Origin of the sequence: Delftia deserti (genome assembly GCF_042653485.1) — a bacterium.
Lineage (GTDB): Bacteria > Pseudomonadota > Gammaproteobacteria > Burkholderiales > Burkholderiaceae_C > Comamonas > Comamonas acidovorans.
Genome location: NZ_JBHSIH010000001.1, coordinates 4,550,373 through 4,568,065, shown reverse-complemented (window position 1 = coordinate 4,568,065; position 17,693 = coordinate 4,550,373). Strand labels below are relative to the sequence as shown.

Below are 17,693 nucleotides of genomic sequence, written 5' to 3'. Positions count from 1 at the left end.
TGCATACCCGGAGCATCTTCGAGGTCGGGTGAACAGCTGCCACGCCGCTTGCGGCTTGCGGCTTGCGGCTTGCCAGGCCGCAGATCCAACGGCGATCCCCGGGTCTGCATTACAGTCTCCTTTTTGCTCGAGACCTGCGGCATCAAGCAGGCGAAGTCCACGAGTCATCCCGGAACAGATCTTCCCCCTCTGAACATGACCCCCCTCCTCACCAGCATCACCATCCTGTGCGTTCTGGGCATCTCGCTAGGCCAGATGCTCTTCAAGAAGGCTGCCCTGTCCATGCCTGAGGCTGCAAACTGGCAGCACTGGGTCTTCAACGGCTGGCTCATCACAGCCCTCGCCCTCTATGGAATCACCACGTTGGTATGGATATGGGTGCTGCGCCACGCCCCCCTCCACCTGGCCTATCCGTTCATGGGCTTGGCCTTCCTGATCGTTCCCTGTCTGGGCTGGCTTTTCTTAGGCGAGCCTATCCGCATGACCACCCTCATCGGCGGTGCGCTGATACTGGCGGGAATCACAATTACCGCTCATGCACCCTGAGATCCCGTAAATAGATGGCACCGACTCCGTGGGGACCATTCAATCCCCAGTCGTTCCATCAGATACCTCGAATTCACAAATATCCGCTCCGCATTGAGCAAAAAAATGAGAGCAAACAAAACGTTTTCTGCATTCTTTTTTACACTGGCACTGGTCTATGGTGGCTGGCTCCTGATATTTTGGCCCGGAATTCTGGGAGAAGACAGCATTGCCATTTTAAAGCATGTGATGGCTCCGGAGATACATCACTCAGGAAAGCCCGCTTTCTGGTTTTATTTCATCCAACTTCTCTACGAGAAGATGCAACTGGTTGAAATACCCATACTGTTCATGCTCTTCATAAGCACGCTGATTCAGGCGCGAATTCTTTCCTGGTGCTGGAATCAGGGACTGCATAAAACGGCCGGTTTTCTTCTTGTTTTCGTCAGTCTTGCTCCGCATCTGGTATTTTTTTCCAGTTCCTTGTACCCTGACGGAATTTATTCCATTGCAGTCATCGGATTGCTTTTCGAGATTTGGCTTGGCGCGAAAAACAGAAGACTCTCGGGCTTTGCCTTGCTCATGATCTTCACTACCCTGCCTTTTGCTTCATTTGCACGGCCCAATGGAATTATATTTCTAGCTCCAGCAGTCTTCTTGCTCTTTCTGCTTGATCGCAGAAGTCGCAACCTCCTGGTCGCCATCCTAGTGACATGGTGCGGCCTGATGATTGCGGGAACAAATGCACGCTTCTTTTATAGCCACGGGAGCATTTTCCCACTGGCAATCCATGAAACGATCAACTTCCTTCAGCCCAGGGCCATGGACTTGGCGCGAGACAAGCCAAGAATATCTCCAGAAACGATGGAGGCACTTGCGAAGCACCGACCGTTGGAAGTATATATCAAGAATTATGATCCAGATTACTGGGACACCTTGACGTTCAAGGCTGATGGTCCGCAGGTGATGAAAATGGAAAAGGCAGAGCGCAGGATCATCATCAAGGAATTCTTCCGCTACAACCTATGGCAGAATTTCCCCAAGTTCCTTGGCAGCCGCCTCAATATATTCATGACAAGTGCATTAGCAGATGGAGGCTTTCCCAGCCTTACCTACGCGAAACACGTACTACAAATCACTGGCTCTCAGTCGACTTACCGGAAGTTCCAGCTACACACATCGGAAAATTTTGCCACAGAGATATTCAATTTCAGTTACCAGCATCGCTGGATTCTTTGGACACCTTTTCTTGGAATTGCACTTCTTTTCTGGGCGGTAAGGGTGGGTCTGCAGGAAAATGACAAAGCGCTTCTTCTTGTCGCAATACCAATGCTGGCACAACTGGGCGGTATATTCACATTCTCGATTGCCAGTGAATATCGCTATCTCTTGCCATTTTTCCTACTTCCGCTGATTCTGCTACCTATCTTTTTGAGCCGAAGAGCCATGCCCGGGCAGAATAACCCGCAGAGACAATCGACACCCGAGCAACTAGGCTATCCTCGCGCGTCGGCCGAGGCCGGAGTTCCATGACTGAAGACGCACTCACGAGACACCCCATGCGCATTGCCGTCGCCATCCCCTGCTACAAGGTCATCCAGCATGTGCTCGGTGTCATCAACGCCATCGGCCCCGAGGTCGAGGCCATTTATGCCGTGGACGACGCCTGCCCTGCTGGCAGCGGACGCTTCATCGAAGAGCACAACACTGACCCACGCGTGCGCGTGCTCTACAACCCCGAGAACCGAGGCGTGGGCGGTGCCATCGTCACGGCCTACAAGGCGGCGATTGCCGACGGCATGGACATCGTGGTGAAGATCGACGGCGACGGACAGATGGACCCCTCGCTGCTGCCGCTGTTCGTGCGCCCCCTTCTGCGCCACCAGGCCGACTACACCAAGGGCAACCGCTTCTACCGGCCCGAGTCGGTACAGGACATGCCGCCGGTACGCCTGTTCGGCAATGCCGTGCTGTCCTTCATGACCAAGCTCAGCTGCGGCTACTGGAACGTGATGGACCCCACCAACGGCTACACCGCCGTGCGCACCTGCGTGCTGGCCGAGCTGCCGCTGGACAAGCTGGAAAGCCGGTATTTCTTCGAGACCGACATGCTGTTCCGCCTGAACACCGTGCGCGCCGTCGTCAAGGATGTGCCCATGGATTCGGTCTATGCCGATGAGGAGTCCAACCTCAGGATCGGCAAGGTGCTGCCTGAGTTTCTGCGCAAGCATGCCTCGCGCCTGTGGCGGCGCTATGTCTACAACTACCTGGTGCGCGACTTCAACGTGGGAACGCTCTATAGCCTGAGCGGTACGTTGCTTGTGCTGCTGGGCACCCTCTTCGGACTCTGGCGCTGGATCGTCAGCAGCAGCAGCAGTCATCCCGCCACCAGCGGGACTGTCATGCTGGCGGCGCTGCCCGTCATCATCGGCATTCAGTGCCTGATCGCCTTTCTGCACTACGACGTGAGCAGCGTGCCCACCGAGCCGGTCAGCCTGTCTCTCGAAGACGAGGCGGTCGCCTGATCACTCCAAACCTTGTTGCTGCAATCAGCCCCCGCAAGCCCACCCATGCCCCAAGTGTCTCGCCACCCCCTCCGTTCACAAGCAGCCGCGCTGATCGCGACAGGCTTCGCGCTGGCTTCGCTGGCTGCCAGCGCGCAGGCGCCCGCTGCCGTGCCGCGCAGCCAGCCCCTGGTCATCGCACCCACCGTGGAGGGCATGCTCCTGTGCGATGAAGCCGTTGCCGACACCAGGATCAAGTCCATGGACGAGGCCTATGCCTTCTGCCAGCAGCGCAAGCTGGACGGCTCCGCTGCCGTCAACCGCCTGCTGGACACGCTGGAGCCAGGAGGCCCCAAGGGCAATGTGCAGATCGGCTACACCGCCACCCTGCAACTGCTGGGGCTGTACCAGCGCACGGCCAAGGGCTGGGAAATCGACGAAGCCAAGGTGGACAGCTTCCTGAACGTCATCCGCAAGGTGCAGCGTCCGGTCGTGCTCTATTTCTCGGCAGACCATTTCGACTCGGTCGGCCCCATTGCCGCCGAACTGGCCAAGGACCCCGTCAACCTGATGCAACTGAAAGACGGCAAGCCCCTGGAACTGGGCTATTTCGGCTACCGCATCCTGCCCTACACGCTCTCGACGGATGCTTCGGTTCCCGTCAACCACTACCGCTTCAAGGCCCTCGAGCACATGGCCAGGAAGATCCGGGAACTGCCCAAGCCTGTGCAGGACCGCATCATTGCCTACACGTTGCCGGGCGAGCTGCACCACATGTTTCCGGACTTCGAGAACGGCATGGGTGCCTATCAGGACATCCGTGTCACCGACTACAGCCCGGGCTCGGTCGCAGGCTTTCGCCAATGGCTTCGCACCAAGTACAAGGACATTGCCCAGTTCAAGGCCCAGACCGGACTGGACTACACATCGTTCGATGCCATTCCTGCACCGTCCAAGGACATCCGCAAGGAGAAGCTCAACGGTTTCGGCGAACACTACGATGCCTTCGCCGACGGCACGCTTCCCGTCGCCGGCTGGCTCTGGGATCCTGAGAAAGCCATCGAGCGGCTGGAACTGTACGTGGACGGCAAGCTGGTCGGCCCCATGGCCAGCGGCCTCAACCGCCTGGATGTCTACCGCGCGGTAGACAACATCACCAGTCCCAATACGGGCTTCCGGCACAACCTCGACTTCAGCCAGATGTCCGCGGGCAAGCATGTGGTGCAGGTCGTGGCCGAATCGGGGGGCAGGAAGTACCAGCTGGCCAACATCGACTTCAACATCGTGCCGCGCGACCAGGGCAAGGTCGTCAACAACATGGGGCCCAAACGCCTGGGCTGGCTGCCGCCCATTGCCATGCTGCGGCTCAAGGGGGTGCGTTCCTGGCTGGACATGCCTGGCTCCGGTAAGGACGTCTACTACAACCCCTTGGCCCGCGACTGGAACCACTACCGCGAATCGCAGGTGTATGCACAGCTTGCGGTGTTCCACGAGCGCGCCATTGCAGCCGGCCTGCCCGCCGCCAAGCTCTACTCCCACCAGATCATTCCCGATGTGAACCCCTCGTGGAATCCGCAGCTGTTCGCCTCCACCCAGACCCTGGACGGCAAGGCCCCCTGGCAACAGGGACTGAACATGTACGGCGGTGCCACCAACAGCGACTGGCTGCGCGGCTTCATGAAGCAGCACCAGATCGGCAGCGGCTACGGCGCGCCCGAGTTCAATCCGCAGCAATGGAAACTCGACGGGACACATCTTGCGGCACTCAAGGCCCACTACGATGCGGGCGCCAGCTTCATCAGCCCCTACTACTTCTCGGTGATCAACCAGCGCTTCAAGGGCGCAGCCGAACACGGCGTCAACCGCATGGAACTGGCCCCCGACAACCCCAAGGACGGCTCCGACAAGTTCTACAAGGCCATCGTCGAATTCGCCAGGCAGTAGGATGGAGCCCTTGCGTGCACGGCCCGTGCGCGCAAACGCTGCCCTTTTACAAGCCGCCCCGGGCGGCTTTTTGCATTTTGACGACCGTGCCTACCACTCTCCAGCCGCTGTCCCTCTGGACACCTCCCGCATCGCCGCTCGGCATCCTCACCGACATCGACGACACCCTGACCACCGAGGGCGTGGTGCCGGGCCATGTGGTTGATGCCATCGCCCGGCTCAAGCAGTCCGGCCTGCGCGTGGTACCGATCACGGGCAGGCCCGTGGGCTGGAGCGAGCCCTTTGCCCAGGCCTGGCCCGTGGATGCCATCGTCGCCGAGAACGGCGCCGTGGCACTGCGGCGCAATGCGCAGGGCGGGCTGGACAAGCTCTACCAGCAGGACGAGGCCACACGCGCCGCCAACTACGCGCGCATGCAGCAGGTGCTGGCCGAGATAGAGGCCACCGTGCCCGGGGCGCTGCGCGCCACCGACTCGGCGGGCCGCGAATGCGACATTGCCGTGGACCACAGCGAATTCACCCAGATGCCCCAGCAGGACATTGACCGCTGCGTGGCCATCATGAAGGCGGCGGGCATGAACGCCACCGTCAGCTCCATCCACATCAACGGCTGGTTTGGCGCGCACAACAAGCTCGAAGGCGCGCGCTGGATCCTGCGCACACTGTTCGACATCGACCTTGACGCCACGCTGGACCGCTGGATCTACATCGGCGACTCCACCAACGACCAGCTGATGTTCGAGCACATGCCCCACAGCCTGGGCGTGGCCAACATCGCGCGCTTCGTGCCCCAGCTCAAGCACTTGCCTCGCCATGTCACCCAGGCCGAGCGTGGAGACGGCTTTGCCGAAATGGCGCAGTACCTGCTGACCCAGCGCCCCTGATTCTCGGGGCCGAGGACCGGCGCAGTCCTTGCAGGCCCTCGCCCTCGCCCCTCCCATCAGCCCATCCTGATCTGCGAGACCCGCGCCCCCCGCAGACAGCACCGCCCTCAGCACAGCCAACCGCCCGGCGCAGGCGGGCTGTGCACCCTCCGCTCCCTCCATTTGCTCCCTCCATTCGGCAGAGCAGCTCTAGGACTATTCCTAGATCAAGGTTCAATTATCAGAATGCGCCCTATTTCATATAGCGGCGCTGCACACCTAGAATCCACCACATACCCAAAGAACAGGCGTTTGTTTCGCCTTTTTCTTTGAAAAATCCTCTCCTGCATTCCATCCGCGCCATTGGGCACTGGTGTCTTTGAACAATTCAACTTCAAACATGCCAGAGAAAAAAACTCGCCCCCTCTCCAACACCCCTCTCCAACACCCCTCTCCACCCCCCTCTCCACCCCCCTCTCCACCCCCCTCCCCAACACCCCTCATCCGAACAATTCCCCCATATCGGCGACGCCACCTATTCCAGCATTATCGCGACCCCTGCCATTCCTTGACATGCCGACAGTTACCAACCATTGGATTGATGAGGTGAACATGGAACACTGATGATTTATTAACAACTCAACCATCCACACAGTCTCATATTCCATCAGCGCATTCATCGCCGCTGGAATTCATTTATCTCTTCAACTGAGGGAATACCCATGAAAAAGATCGCATTGCTGACATCGGTTGCCGGCCTGGTCATGATGGCCATGAACACCGCTCAAGCAGCAGACGGCACCATCAACTTCACGGGCGAGGTGGTCAACACCACCTGCAAGGTGGACACCACGATCGACGGCGCAGCCAAGGACGGCGTGAAGCTGCCCAACGTGGCGAACAACCAGTTGGCCACCGTGGGCGCCACGGTCGGCCGCCAGGCGTTCGCGCTGGAGCTCAGTGGCTGTGAGCTGGCCGCCGACGCCAACGCCTCGACGCCTGTCTCCAAGGTCGCCGTGTTCTTCGAAGCCGGCCCCAACGTGGACCTGGTCACAGGCATGCTCAATCCCGCAGCTGCCAGCGGTGCTGGTGGGCCCACCGTGGCCTCCGGTGTCCAGATCGCCATCGTGGATCCAAGCAACAACGAGCGCCTGAGGATCGGTTCCGCCCAATCGCGCTTTGTGGACATCGACAACAAGGTCGGAGGCACGGGCCGGGCCGTCATCCGCTTCGCCTCTGAATACGTGGCCACCGGCCCCGTGACCGCAGGCCGTACCGACACCTCGGTGACCTACTCGCTGGTCTATCAGTAATCACCGACTTCAGGCATATCGGCCGCCTTGCGGTGGTCGATATGCCGTGTCCTCTGCTTTCCTGACATGGGCCCGGCCCCATTCTTTCGCTCAAAACCCAGAGAGTTCTCCGATGCTGACGATCAAACGTTCATATGGACTTGCTGCCATCCTGTTGTCCCTTCTTCTTGGAACGGCGGCACAGGCCAGCGTGACATTGACGGGCACGCGCATCATCTTCCACGGTGGCGAGAAGGAAGCCACCATCCAGCTCACCAACGAAGGCAGCAAGCCGGCCCTGGTGCAGACCTGGCTGGACAAGGGCAACAACCAGGAATCGCCTGAGAATATTGACGTTCCCTTCGTCATCATGCCCACCATCATGCGCATCGAGGCGGGCAAGAGCCAGACGTTGCGCATCATCTATTCAGGCGAAGCACTGCCTGCGGACAAGGAATCCCTGTTTTGGCTCAACGTACTGGACGTCCCGCCCAAGGCGGAAATGGAAGGCGACTCCAACAATCTCCAGTTCGCCTTTCGCACCCGCGTCAAGCTCATGTACCGGCCCGGCAATCTGCCCGGCAATGCCCAGGAAGCCCCTGCCCAGCTTCAATGGTCGGCAGGCGTTGACGCCAAAAACCAGCCTGTGTTGAAAGCACGCAATCCCAGCGCCTTCGTGGTCAATGTGGCTGGCGTTGAAGTGCAGCTCGACGGCAAATCCTTCGAGGCAGGCGTTGGGCCCGTTCTTCCCGGCCAGGTGGCCACCTTCCCAATCAAGGAACCTGCGGGCGCCAATATGGCTGGCGTGGCAGGTGCCACGGTGATGTTCAGCAGCATCAATGATTGGGGCGCCAGTCTCAACCACGAAGCAAGGATTGGCAATTCCGCCCAATAAAAAGGGCAATTCGAACACAACCAAGCGAATCCCCCGTCCTCTCCGGTCTGATTATCTAGTGCCACTGCATTTTCAGCCCGGCCAGCACACCGATACCCAGCGTTAATACCCAGCGAAACTGCATCAGTCTCTTTACCGGGACTGGTACATCGGCCTTGGCCGTTCACTTTGCATCGGGCGCACAGCATTAGGAGATAAGCAAATGATCAGGCCAGTCTTTCCAGATTCAGAAAAGGGGATCAAAAGCCGGCATGCAATGCAAGGACAAGGAAAAATACCGGGGCCAGGGCAAGGCCCTGCCGGGCACTTCAAGCTGAAGCCCGGCCATGCGCTGCTGCTCTCCGTGCTGGTCTGCTGGCAGTCCGAGGCCCAGCAGGGCCAGCAGGTAAAGGAAGTCACGACCACCACGTCCACCGGCCAGTGGCAGCCCACGCCGGCTGCCGTCGAATTCGACCCCAGCTTTCTGTACGCCGGCCAGCAGACCATTGACGTCTCGCGCTACTCGCGCGCCAACGTGGTCACGGCAGGCAACTACAACCCGGACATCTACATCAACGGCAACTGGGTTGGCCGCAGCGAAGTGCAGTTCAAGGCCCCTGCCGGCTCGCAGGATGCGCTGCCCTGCCTGGACAAAGCACTGCTGGAGAAGGTGGGCATCGACCTCTCGCGCCTGCCGCCCGAGGCCACCTTGAAGCTGGCTGCCGACGGTGGCTGCAACCGTCTGGACCAGATCGTTGCGGGCGCCTTCACCAGTTTCGACTTCGGCAAGCAGCGACTGGACCTGAGCGTGCCCCAGGCCTCGCTGCGCCGCTCGGTGCGCGGCTATGTCAGCCCGGACCAATGGAGCGCCGGCGTGCCTGTCGGCCTGCTCGGCTACCAGTTCAACACCTACCACGGGCGCTCCAGCAACGCAGAAAACACCACGCAGAGCTACCTGGGCCTGAATGGCGGCGTCAACATCGACCGCTGGCATTTGCGGCACAACGGCTCCTTCAGCTGGGCGGACACCGGAGGGCGCAACTACCAGAACATTTCCACCTACGCGCAGCGCGACATTGCCGACTGGTCTTCCCAGCTCATACTGGGCGACACCTACACGGGTGGCGACCTGATGGACTCCACCTCGTTTCGCGGCATACGCTTGAACAGTGACGACCGCATGCTGCCCGACTCCCAGCGCGGTTACGCGCCCGTGGTGCGCGGCGTGGCCAACACCAATGCCCGTGTCACCATCACGCAGAACGGCATCAAGCTCTACGAAACCACGGTGGCGCCCGGCGCCTTCGTCATCAACGACCTCTATCCCACGGGCTACGGCGGCGACCTGCAGGTCAGCATCACCGAGGCCGATGGCGCAGTGCGCAGCTTTGCCGTGCCCTACGCAGCCGTACCGCTGTCGCTGCGCGAGGGGCAGGACCGATACAGCCTCACGGCGGGCGTGGTACGCCACCTGCCCAATACCTCGCCGCTGTTCTCGCAGGCGACCTGGCAGCACGGCTTCACCAACATGCTGACCGGCTACGGCGGCGTGTCCGTGGCCAAGGGCCATATCTCGCCCATGATTGGCGCGGCGCTCACCACGCCCTGGGGTGCCTTTGGCGCCGACATGACGCACGCCTCCACCCGTATTCCCAATGACGGCTCCTTTTCCGGACAGAGCCTGCGCGCCAGCTACGCCAAGTCCTTTGTGCAGACCGGCACCCATGTGGCCATTGCCGCCTATCGCTACTCCACCAACGGATTCTTCGGCCTCAACGATGCCATGCGCGCGCGGGATCAGGCCGATCTGATACGGCCCTCAACGGACCTGTACCGGCCGCGCAACCGTGCCTCCCTGGTCATGGGCCAGCAGTTCGGACCCGGGGGAGGCAGCCTCAGCCTCACGGCGTCCACTGCCAAGTACTGGAACCGCCAGGGCTCCAACGTCGACTACGCCATTGGCTACAGCAACTCCTTCCGCAACATCTCCTACAACCTCTCTGCAGCGCGCCAGCGCGATGCCTGGGGGCAGTCCAACACGTTCCTGCACGTGGGCCTGTCGATTCCGCTCAGCATGGAGCGCGGCATGATGCTCTCCACCAATACCAACCGCGACTCGCACGGCCGCGTGCAGGCCCAGGCCAACCTGTCCGGGCTGCTGGGCGACGACAACGCCATCTCCTACGGCCTCAGCGCCAACCACAACACCGGTGGCATGAATGTCAGCAGCGGCAGCAGTACCAGTGCCAGCGCCAACGCCACCTACCGCGCATCGCAGACCGAACTCAGCGGCAGCGTCAGCGCCAGCAGCGGCTACCAGCAGTTCTCGGTGGGCGCGCGTGGCGCCATCGTGGCCCACCCGGGCGGCGTGACGCTGTCGCAATCGGTGTCCGACACCTTTGCCATCGTGGAGGCCAAGAACGCGGAAGGCGCGCGCATCAACAACGCGCCCGGCGTGAAGGTGGACAGCCGGGGCTATGCCGTCGTCCCGTATCTGACGCCGTTCTCGATGAACGAGGTCTCCATCGACCCCAAGGGACTGTCGACGGACGTGGAGCTCCAGGAAACCAGCCAGCACGTCGCGCCACTGGCCGGCGCCGTGCCTCTGCTGGTATTCAAGACGGCCTACGGCCGCTCGGCCGTGATCCGTGCGCGGCAGGCCGGCAACCTGCCCGTGCCCTTTGGCGCCAGCGTACTGGACATGGACGGCAAGGAATTGGGCGTGATCGGCCAGGCTGGCAAGCTGCTGGCGCGCGGGCTGTCCGACCAGGGCGAGCTGCAGGTGCAGTGGAAGACCGACACCGGCATGGTGGGCTGCAACCTCTCCTATACCCTGCCTGAAAGAAAGCGCAGCACCACCTACCAGCCGCCGCAAAGCCTGGAGCTGCCCTGCGTGGCAAGCAACAAGCTGCTGCCTGCGGCCACCGACGTGGCATCGGCCCCGCCGGGCAAGACCGCCGCAACCGCCAATGCCAGGACAGCCGTGGCCGGCGCCCCTGCCTCCAACGCTGCGTCGGCCGTGGCGCTGGCCGGCATGACCCAGGAACGCACGGCAGCACCGGCCACGGCAGTCGCCAGCGCCCCGGCAGTCACCACGGCGGCAGTGCAGCCCGCTCGTGCCATACAGGCGAGCGACAGCCAGCAGGCACTGAAGCTGGAGCGCGACCTGAACGGACTGCGCATGAGCGTCAAGATCAGCGCCTTGCCCACCACGGCGCCAGTCACCAGCAACGCGGGCAGAACTCCCGTGGCGGCAGGGCACGACACAGGCACCGGCGAGCACAAGCCACCGCAGCGCACCCTGCGGGCTGACCGTCCGCTGGCCATCCTGCAGCCCAGCCTGAAGATCAGTGCCTTGAAGGCGGCCGACAAGACCTGAGTCTGAAGCGAACCCTCTTGCCAAGAAAGGGTTCGCTCGCGCCGGCCCAGGAAACGCGGCAGGGCGCGGCAACGGACAAGCAATCCGATAGCACCCTTATGCGCGCCAGCGACCCGCAGCACTACATGGCCGTACCGCACACAACGCATCCTTGCAGTCATTGACTCGTGCTGCCACGCCTGCTTGCTGTTTTACAGCAGCAACCGGCGGCTTGGCTGCGCGGCAGATTGAAAAAAGCAAGGTCGGCGCACGTCCATGTGCACTTTAAATCGGCAGACGGCGTTCTCGATTCCGCTGCAGGGACGCACCGTGCAGACTGAAGACGGGGCCGTACCCGGAAACGCCAACGCTTCCGCAGAGTTCACCATCCATTGCCAGTAAGCGCAGGCGCTGGAGTCATCCAGGGGAAGATCCTGGAGGCTGGAGGGCTGCCGGCTCGGACGGGCTCATTTGGACGCAGCTTGCCTGGGAAAACACAAAGGGTTTACCCCCTATCAAAAAAGGTGCAACCCATGTGAAATCACGCCAAATCCGGTTGCACCCAGCCATCGGAAGAGCACTTCCTCTTTCCAATCCATTATGTCCACCACCGTAGGCATCAAAGTCGACGACGCCTTGCGCGAGCGCATCCGCGTCGCAGCCCAGCAGATCGGGCGCACACCGCACTGGTTGATCAAACAGGCCGTCGTCCAGTACGTCGATGCGCTGGAGCGCGGCGCAACCACCATCCGGCTTGCAGGCGCAGGCGACAGCCCGGGCGATGTCGCGATCGAAGAGGCGCAACCCAACTCCGGCCAAGAGGTGCAACCTTTTCTGGAATTCGCCCAATCCATCCTGCCGCAGACGCCGTTGCGCGCTGCCATCACGGCAGCCTGGCACCGGCCCGAGCCCGAGTGCCTGCCGGTGCTGCTGCCGCTGGCACGCGCCCAGGATGCCCAGCAGGCCGACAAGGTGCGCGAGCTGGCGACCCGGCTGGTGCAGGGCCTGCGCGATGCGCCGGCCGGCAGCGGCGTGGCGGCGCTGGTCCAGGAGTTCTCGCTGTCCAGCCAGGAAGGCGTGGCGCTGATGTGCCTGGCCGAGGCGCTGCTGCGCATTCCCGACCGTGCCACGCGCGATGCGCTGATCCGCGACAAGATCAGCAAGGGCGACTGGCGTGCCCATGTGGGCCGCTCGCCCTCGCTGTTCGTCAACGCCGCGGCCTGGGGCCTGGTGCTGACGGGCAAGCTCACGTCCACGAGCAGCGAGAAGAACCTGTCGTCGGCGCTGACGCGCGTGATCGGCAAGGGCGGCGAGCCGCTGATCCGCCAGGGCGTGCACCGCGCCATGAAGCTGATGGGCGAGCAGTTCGTGACGGGCCAGGACATTGCCGAGGCACTGGCCAACAGCCGTGCCTATGAAAAGCAGGGCTTTCGCTACAGCTACGACATGCTGGGCGAGGCGGCCGCCACCGATTCCGACGCACAGCGCTACCTGCAGGCCTACGAGCAGGCCATCCACGCGATTGGCGCGGCCTCCAACGGGCGCGGCATCTTCGAGGGGCCGGGCATTTCCATCAAGCTGTCGGCCCTGCACCCGCGCTACAGCCGCGCGCAGTACGAGCGCGTGATGGCCGAGCTGCTGCCGCGCGTGCTGCAGCTGGCCGAGCTGGCCAAGCAGTACGACATCGGCATGAACATCGACGCCGAAGAGGCCGACCGGCTGGAGCTGTCGCTGGACCTGCTGGAGGCCTTGTGTGCCGCGCCTTCGCTCAAGGGCTGGAACGGCATAGGCTTTGTGGTCCAGGCCTACCAGAAGCGCTGCCCGCAGGTGCTGGACTACCTGGTGGACCTGGCCCGCCGCAGCCGCCGCCGCCTGATGGTGCGCCTGGTCAAGGGCGCCTACTGGGACAGCGAGATCAAGCGCGCCCAGGAAGGCGGCCAGGCCGGCTACCCCGTCTATACGCGCAAGGTCTATACCGATGTGAGCTACCTGGCCTGCGCGCGCAAGCTGCTGGATGCGCCCGATGCCATCTACCCCCAGTTCGCCACGCACAACGCGCAGACCCTGGCCAGCATCTACCACCTGGCCCAGGCCGTGGGCGGCAGCTACTACAGCGGCCAGTACGAGTTCCAGTGCCTGCACGGCATGGGCGAGCCGCTGTACGCACAGGTGACGGGCCCGGCCTCCGAAGGCAAGCTGGCCCGCCCCTGCCGCATCTATGCGCCCGTGGGCAGCCATGAGACGCTGCTGGCCTACCTGGTGCGCCGCCTGCTGGAGAACGGTGCCAACACCTCGTTCGTGAACCGCATCGGCGATGCCTCCGTGCCGGTCTCCGACCTGGTGGCCGACCCGGTGGATGAGGTGATGAAGATCGCGCGCCATGAAGGCCGGCTGGGCGCTCCCCACCCGCGCATTGCGCTGCCGGCCGATCTGTTCGCGCAGCAGGGTGACAAGGCAGGGCAGGCACGCGCCAACTCCCAGGGCCTGAACCTGGCGCACGAGCAGCAACTGGCCTCGCTGGCCGCCGCGCTGCTGCACAGCACGCGCCAGACCTATCTGGCCGCCCCCGCAGATGCCGACCTGCCTGCCGACCCGGCGCGTACCGAAGGCTGGCAGCCCATGCGCAACCCGGCCGAGCTGTCCGACATCGTGGGCTGGGTGCGCGAGGCCACGGCGGCCGAAGCCGAAGCCGCCGCCGCGCGCGCCGCGCAGGCCGCGCCCATCTGGGCCGGAACACCGCCCGCCGCCCGTGCCGACGCGCTGGCCCGCGCCGCCGACCTGCTGGAGCAACGCAGCCAGCCGCTGATGGGCCTGATCATGCGAGAGGCAGGCAAGACCCTTGCCAACGCCGTGGCCGAGGTCCGCGAGGCCGTGGACTTCCTGCGCTACTACGGCGCCCAGGCGGCCGCGCATTTCGACAACGCCGCGCAGCGCCCTCTGGGCGTGGTGCTGGCCATCAGTCCCTGGAATTTCCCCCTGGCCATCTTCTGCGGACAGGTGGCTGCGGCCCTGGCCGCCGGCAACACGGTGCTGGCCAAGCCTGCCGAGCAGACACCGCTGACGGCCGCCGCCATGGTGGCCCTGCTGCACGAGGCTGGCGTGCCACGCGACGCGCTGCAACTGGTGCCGGGCACGGGCGAGACCGTGGGCGCGGCCCTGGTGGCCCATGCCCAGGTGGCGGGCGTGATGTTCACGGGTTCCACCGAGGTGGCGCGCCTGATTGCACGCCAGCTGTCCAGCCGCCTGTCGCCTGCGGGCCGCACCATTCCGCTGATTGCCGAGACCGGCGGCCAGAACGCCATGGTGGTGGACTCCTCGGCCCTGGCCGAGCAGGTGGTGGCCGATGTGCTGGCCTCGGCCTTCGATTCGGCCGGCCAGCGCTGCTCTGCCCTGCGCCTGCTGTGCCTGCAGGACGATGTGGCCGACCGCACGCTGACCATGCTGCGCGATGCGCTGCAGGAGTGGAACCTGGGCAACCCCGACCGCCTGAGCACCGATGTGGGCCCCGTGATCGACGATGCGGCGCGCCGCCAGATCGAGCAGCACATAGAGCAGATGGCCGCAGCGGGCCAGAAGGTCACGCGCGTGGAACGCAAGGACGGCGTGCTCAATGGCCACTACGTGGCCCCGGCCCTCATCGAGATCGACAGCACCACGCGCCTGCAGCGCGAGGTCTTCGGCCCCGTGCTGCATGTGATCCGCTTCAGGCGCGAGCAGCTGGACGCGCTGGTCGATGGCATCAATGCCACCGGCTACGGCCTGACCTTCGGCGTGCACAGCCGCATCGACGAGACCATTGCCCACCTCACCCAGCGCGTGCATGCGGGCAACATCTATGTGAACCGCAATGTGATCGGCGCCATGGTGGGCGTGCAGCCCTTTGGCGGCATGGGCCTGTCCGGCACGGGGCCCAAGGCCGGCGGCCCGCTGTACCTGCACCGGCTGGTGCAGGGGCCTGCCAGCGCGGCGCTGTCGGTCTTTGCAAGGGTGGAGTCGCCCGCCCAGGCGCCGCTGCAATTGCTGGGCCTGCTGCGCGAGACGCTGTCCAAGGCTCCGCCCCAGGACATGTCCGCCGATGAGCAGGTGCAGGCCCTGGCCGCCTGCGACGCGGCAGCCTCCGCATCGCGCCTGGACGCGGCCATGCTGCTGCCCGGCCCCACGGGCGAATCCAACCGCTACCGCCTGCTGCCGCGCGGCCCCGTCTGGGCATTGCCGCGCACGCCGCTGGGCCTGGTGGCCCAGGTGGCGGCGGCCCTGGCCAGCGGCAACGCCTGCCATGCCGTGCTGCCCGGCGCCCAGGCCGGCACCGACCACGGATGCGCCGCCACCTGGCAGACGCTGCGCGCGGCCGCTGGCGACGCCGGCGTGCCGTGGCTGCACAGCGCCAGCGCCGACTCCCTGGCCGATGCGGCAGCGCCCATGGCCGCCCTGCTGTTCGAGGGCGACGGCGACGCCCTGCTGCAGGTCTGCGCCCAGGTCGCCGCGCGCGATGGCGCCCTGGTGCGCGTGGAAAGCCGCAACAGCGACGAGCTGCATGCGGGCCGCCGCTATGACCTGGCCGCGCTGTTCCACGAGCAATCCATCAGCACCAATACCGCCGCCGCAGGCGGCAATGCACAGCTCATGACCATGGCTTGAACGGCCGGGGCCGGCACAACCGGCCCCTGGCAAGCGCCCCGCACCACCCGAAAAAACACGACCAACGCAGGACACTTCAATGCAATTCAACTGGAACGACCCGACGGCGATCATGTTCGCCATCTACCTGGTCGCCATGCTCGGCATCGGCGCCATCGGCTACTTCAGCACCAAGAATCTTTCCGACTACATCCTGGGCGGCCGCAGCCTGGGCAGCTTCGTGACGGCGCTGTCGGCCGGCGCCTCGGACATGAGCGGCTGGCTGCTGATGGGCCTGCCAGGCGCCATCTACCTGTCCGGCCTGTCGGAAGCCTGGATCGCCATCGGCCTGATCCTGGGCGCCTACCTGAACTGGCGCCTGGTGGCGGCGCGGCTGCGCCTGTACACCGAGCGCGCCGGCAATGCGCTGACCCTGCCCGACTACCTGGCCAATCGCTTCGAGGACCACTCCAACGTGCTGCGCATCGTGACGGCCGTGGTGATCCTGGTGTTCTTCACGCTGTACTGCGCCTCGGGCGTGGTGGCGGGCGCGCGCCTGTTCGAGAACATGTTCGGCATGCCCTACAGCACGGCCCTGTGGGTGGGCGCGCTGTGCACCATCGCCTATGTGTTCATCGGCGGCTTCCTGGCCGTGAGCTGGACGGACACCATCCAGGCCTCGATGATGATCACGGCGCTGATCCTGGCGCCCGTGATCGCCTGGCTGGCCGTGCAGGGCCATCTGCAGCCGGGCCAGGACCTGCACGCCATCGTGGCGGCAGAGAAGTTCGACCTATTCCGTGGCGCCAGCTTCGTGGGCGTGGTCTCGCTGCTGGCCTGGGGCCTGGGCTACTTCGGCCAGCCGCACATCCTGGTGCGCTTCATGGCGGCATCGTCGGTGCAGACCATTCCCTCGGCCCGCCGCATCAGCATGACCTGGATGATCCTGTGCCTGGCCGGCGCCGTGGCCGTGGGCTTCATCGGCATCCCCTACTTCGCGGCCAACCCCGGTGGCGCCGCTGCCGTGAACGCCAATGCCGAGACGGTGTTCATGGAGATCACCAAGCAGCTGTTCAACCCCTGGATCTCGGGTGCGCTGCTGGCGGCCATCCTGGCGGCCGTGATGAGCACGCTGTCGTGCCAGCTGCTGGTGTGCTCCAGCGCGCTGACCGAGGACATCTACCGCACCTTCCTGCGCAAGAACGCCAGCCAGATCGAACTGGTCTGGATAGGCCGCGCCATGGTGCTGCTGGTGGCGCTGATCGCCATCGCCATCGCCAGCAACCCCGACTCCAAGGTGCTGGGCATGGTCAGCTATGCCTGGGCCGGCTTCGGCGCCGCCTTCGGCCCGGTGATCATCCTGTCGCTGTTCTGGCGCCGCATGACGCGCGGCGGCGCGCTGGCAGGCATCATCACCGGCGCCGTGACCGTGCTGGTGTGGAAGCAGTTCGGCTGGCTGGGCCTGTACGAGATCATCCCCGGCTTCATCCTGGCCTGGCTGGCCACGGTGGTCGTCAGCCGCATGGGCCCTGCGCCTTCGCAAAGCATCCTGAAGGCGCATGCGGCGGTGGAGAGCGAGTTCGAGCGGATCGGGGCACGCTGAGTGGCAATGAGCTGACCCGCTCCGCCTGAAACCGACGCCCGATGAAGCTTGCGCGCATCGGGCGTTTGTCATTTCAGCACCTATGGCATCGCCAAATCAGATGCACCTCAACG

At 63.9% G+C, this 17,693-nt stretch carries 10 protein-coding genes; all 10 read left to right on the top strand.

Annotation, left to right across the window (positions count from 1 at the left end):
* Nucleotides 1-195 precede the first annotated feature (195 nt).
* The 10 genes from ACFPFG_RS21865 to putP all read left to right on the top strand — a co-directional run bounded on the left by ACFPFG_RS21865 (nucleotide 196) and on the right by putP (nucleotide 17,580).
* The gene (locus ACFPFG_RS21865; RefSeq protein WP_183021154.1) at nucleotides 196-546 is read left to right on the top strand and encodes a DMT family transporter; all 351 of its coding nucleotides are present in this window, start codon (nucleotides 196-198) and stop codon (nucleotides 544-546) included.
* Nucleotides 547-651: 105 nt separating this feature from the next.
* The gene (locus ACFPFG_RS21860; protein ID WP_380108231.1) at nucleotides 652-2,058 is read left to right on the top strand and encodes a hypothetical protein; all 1,407 of its coding nucleotides are present in this window, start codon (nucleotides 652-654) and stop codon (nucleotides 2,056-2,058) included.
* A complete protein-coding gene (locus ACFPFG_RS21855) occupies nucleotides 2,055-3,050 on the top strand; it encodes a glycosyltransferase family 2 protein (protein WP_374622891.1) in 996 nt (331 codons plus the stop codon). The genes ACFPFG_RS21860 and ACFPFG_RS21855 overlap by 4 nt, the downstream gene beginning before the upstream one ends.
* Nucleotides 3,051-3,095: 45 nt before the next feature.
* Nucleotides 3,096-4,973 (top strand): hypothetical protein, encoded by a 1,878-nt coding sequence (locus tag ACFPFG_RS21850; protein WP_197954822.1) that lies wholly within the window; start codon nucleotides 3,096-3,098, stop codon nucleotides 4,971-4,973.
* 86 nt (nucleotides 4,974-5,059) lie between these two features.
* On the top strand, nucleotides 5,060-5,857 hold the full coding sequence (locus ACFPFG_RS21845) for an HAD-IIB family hydrolase (RefSeq protein WP_183021158.1): 798 nt from the start codon (nucleotides 5,060-5,062) through the stop codon (nucleotides 5,855-5,857).
* A gap of 701 nt (nucleotides 5,858-6,558) precedes the next feature.
* Nucleotides 6,559-7,149 (top strand): fimbrial protein, encoded by a 591-nt coding sequence (locus ACFPFG_RS21840; protein WP_183018908.1) that lies wholly within the window; start codon nucleotides 6,559-6,561, stop codon nucleotides 7,147-7,149.
* Between the two features lie 112 nt (nucleotides 7,150-7,261).
* Nucleotides 7,262-8,023, top strand: a complete 762-nt coding sequence (locus ACFPFG_RS21835) for a fimbrial biogenesis chaperone (protein WP_183018952.1) — start codon at nucleotides 7,262-7,264, stop codon at nucleotides 8,021-8,023.
* 274 nt (nucleotides 8,024-8,297) lie between these two features.
* Entirely contained in the window at nucleotides 8,298-11,381 is a 3,084-nt protein-coding gene (locus ACFPFG_RS21830) for a fimbria/pilus outer membrane usher protein (RefSeq protein ID WP_183018909.1), read from the top strand.
* 579 nt (nucleotides 11,382-11,960) lie between these two features.
* Nucleotides 11,961-15,998, top strand: coding sequence for a trifunctional transcriptional regulator/proline dehydrogenase/L-glutamate gamma-semialdehyde dehydrogenase (gene putA / locus ACFPFG_RS21825; protein ID WP_380108228.1), 4,038 nt, complete (start codon nucleotides 11,961-11,963; stop codon nucleotides 15,996-15,998).
* A 79-nt stretch (nucleotides 15,999-16,077) separates the two neighbouring features.
* The gene (gene putP / locus ACFPFG_RS21820; RefSeq protein ID WP_197954812.1) at nucleotides 16,078-17,580 is read left to right on the top strand and encodes a sodium/proline symporter PutP; all 1,503 of its coding nucleotides are present in this window, start codon (nucleotides 16,078-16,080) and stop codon (nucleotides 17,578-17,580) included.
* The last annotated feature ends 113 nt before the right edge of the window (nucleotides 17,581-17,693 follow it).